The organism is Streptomyces aureus (assembly GCF_001418135.1).
GTDB lineage: Bacteria > Actinomycetota > Actinomycetes > Streptomycetales > Streptomycetaceae > Streptomyces > Streptomyces aureus_A.
On the sequence record NZ_LIPQ01000560.1, the window covers coordinates 1 to 2,571 of the forward strand.

3 protein-coding genes are annotated in these 2,571 nt (G+C 70.9%); 2 read left to right on the top strand and 1 reads right to left on the bottom strand.

Features of this window, described 5'->3' with window-relative positions; translation table 11 throughout:
- Positions 1 to 262: 262 nt before the first annotated feature.
- A complete protein-coding gene (locus AOK00_RS33880) occupies positions 263 to 1,474 on the bottom strand; it encodes a pyridoxal phosphate-dependent aminotransferase (RefSeq protein ID WP_055603974.1) in 1,212 nt (403 codons plus the stop codon).
- Between the two features lie 134 nt (positions 1,475 to 1,608).
- Between AOK00_RS33880 and AOK00_RS33885 the strand changes: the two genes are divergently transcribed.
- Both AOK00_RS33885 and mptB read left to right on the top strand, forming a co-directional pair.
- Positions 1,609 to 2,100 carry a hypothetical protein gene (locus AOK00_RS33885; protein ID WP_159041913.1) on the top strand — a complete coding sequence of 164 codons (492 nt, stop codon included), beginning with the start codon at positions 1,609 to 1,611 and terminating at the stop codon, positions 2,098 to 2,100.
- A 67-nt stretch (positions 2,101 to 2,167) separates the two neighbouring features.
- The coding region (mptB, locus tag AOK00_RS33890; RefSeq protein WP_173861717.1) for a polyprenol phosphomannose-dependent alpha 1,6 mannosyltransferase MptB at positions 2,168 to 2,571 on the top strand (404 nt) is incomplete at its 3' end.

Consider the following 2,571-nt stretch of genomic DNA (forward strand, 5'->3'; position numbering starts at 1 on the left):
CAGCTCGCCGGCCTCGGTGTCGCCGAGCTCGTCGGTGACGGCGAGCAGGGCGGAGAGGTGGCCGGCGAGCTGGATGTCCAGCTCCTCCTCGCGGGAGCGGTGCGGGTACGCGTCGTGGGCGTCGTCGGCCATCCGGTGGACCGACTTGGTGCGGATCGGTTCGTACATGGGACGGCCTCCTGAGTGCTCTGGAGCCATCCTAGCTTAGATTCAGTCTAAAGTTGAGCGGGGTCCGGCTGGGGTGCGGGGTCCGGCCGTGGTGCTACGGCTGGCCGTAGCCGTCCAGGAACCGGCCGATCCGGGTCACCGCGTCCGCCAGGTCCGCCGCCGCCGGCAGCGTGACGATCCGGAAGTGATCGGGCTCGTGCCAGTTGAAGCCCGTCCCGTGCACCACCATGATCTTCTCGGCCCGCAGCAGGTCCAGGACCATCTGCCGGTCGTCCTTGATCTTGTAGACGTTCGGATCGAGGCGCGGGAACAGGTACAGCGCGCCCTTCGGCTTCACGCACGTCACACCCGGGATCTGGGTCAGCAGCTCGTACGCCGTGTCCCGCTGCTCAAGGAGACGCCCGCCCGGCAGCACCAGGTCCTCGATCGACTGCCGGCCCTGGAGCGCGGCGGCCACCGCGTGCTGCGCCGGCATGTTCGCGCAGAGGCGCATGTTGGCGAGGATCGTGAGGCCCTCGATGTAGGAGGACGCGTGGTGCTTCGGGCCGCAGACCGCCAGCCAGCCCGAGCGGAAGCCGGCCACCCGGTAGTTCTTGCTCATCCCGTTGAAGGTCAGGACGAGCAGGTCGGGGGCGATCGCGGCGGTGGGGGTGTGCGTGGCACCGTCGTAGAGGATCTTGTCGTAGATCTCGTCCGAGCAGATGACCAGGTTGTGGCGGCGGGCGATCTCCGTGAGGGAGCGGAGCATCTCGTCGTCGTAGACGGCGCCCGTCGGATTGTTCGGGTTGATGATCACGATCGCCTTCGTGCGATCGGTGATCTTCCGCTCGATGTCCGCCAGGTCCGGCATCCAGTCCGCCTGCTCGTCGCAGCGGTAGTGCACGGCCGTGCCGCCCGCGAGCGAGACCGACGCCGTCCACAGCGGATAGTCCGGGGCCGGGACGAGGACCTCGTCACCGTCGTCGAGCAGCGCCTGCATCGACATCTGGATCAGCTCCGAGACGCCGTTGCCGAGATAGATGTCCTCGACGGAGAGCGGGATGCCCTTGGTCTCGTAGTGGCTCATCACCGCGCGGCGGGCCGAGAGCAGCCCCTTCGCGTCGCCGTAGCCGTGCGCCTCGGACAGGTTGCGCAGCACGTCCTCGAGGATGGCGGGCGGGCACTCGAAGCCGAAGGCGGCCGGGTTTCCCGTGTTGAGCTTGAGGATGCGATGACCCGCAGCCTCAAGCCGCATCGCCTCTTCGAGCACCGGACCCCGGATTTCGTAACAGACGTTGGCGAGCTTCGTGGACTGGATCACCTGCATGCCGAGAGCTTACGGCGGGGTCGGCCGGGACGCTTCGTGTTTTGGGACACGTCGGACACCTGGCGTGTCTCTGAATGTGTCCGGAATGTGTGTGGACTCGCGCTGTGGTGTCGTGCTCCCTACACTTCGCGCCCATGAGTCACCAGGACAACAGCGTCTTCGTCGACGCCTCGGGGCGACGCGGCCGCGTGGTGCGGTGGGGCGCTGCAGGGGTGGGCCTCGCCTGCCTCGGATTCCTCGGCATCGTCGTCGCCGGATCCTTCGGCGCCGGACCTGCGGGAGGGCCGCTGCCCTGGGCGGACGACGAACGGCAGGACGCTCCCGCGCTGATCCAGCCGGACCCAGCCGCGTCGGACGACTCCGGCGACTCCGGCGCGTCCGACGGCGCGCCGGCGCGCCCGTCCACTCCGCGCGCCACGGTCGGCACCTCCGACGCTCCGGCCACGCCGACGCCCACGGCCGAGGCCACGACCGCGACCCCGTCACCCAGGCCCAGCACCACCCCGACCACGACGAGCCCGTCGCCTGAGGCCACTCCCGGAGGGGGCGGCTCGGGTGGCGGCAACAAGACCGCGGGCCCCGGCAAGGCCGACGAGGCACCGGGCGCCACGAAGCGCCCCAAGTGACGGGCGGCGGGTACGGGGGTGCCGGGTACGACGGGGCGCGGCGGCCCGCAGGGTAGGTTGGCCCGTCATGTGGTTTTTCAGTGCTTCCGGATGCCGGTGGCTCGGCGCTGCCGGGTCGCTCGCCGTCGCCGTGGGCGGCTGGGCCGCCGGGACGCTGCCGGTGCGCGGCGGCTGGGGGCTGTGGGAGCCGCGCGGCTCCGCGCTCACCCTCGCCGGCGCGCTCCTCGCGTACCTCGGCCTGACGGTGCTCGTCGCCGCCTGGTGGCGGTACGGCGTGCTTCTCGCCCGAGGGGTACGGGACGGGGTGCTCGCCACCCTGGCCTGGTGGACCGGGCCGCTGCTCCTCGCCCCGCCGCTCTACAGCAAGGACGTCTACAGCTACATCGCGCAGGGCGCCATGGTCCTCGAAGGGCACGACGTGTACGGCGGCGGGCCCTCCGTCCTCGGGCCCGGCGACCTCGGGGCGGACGC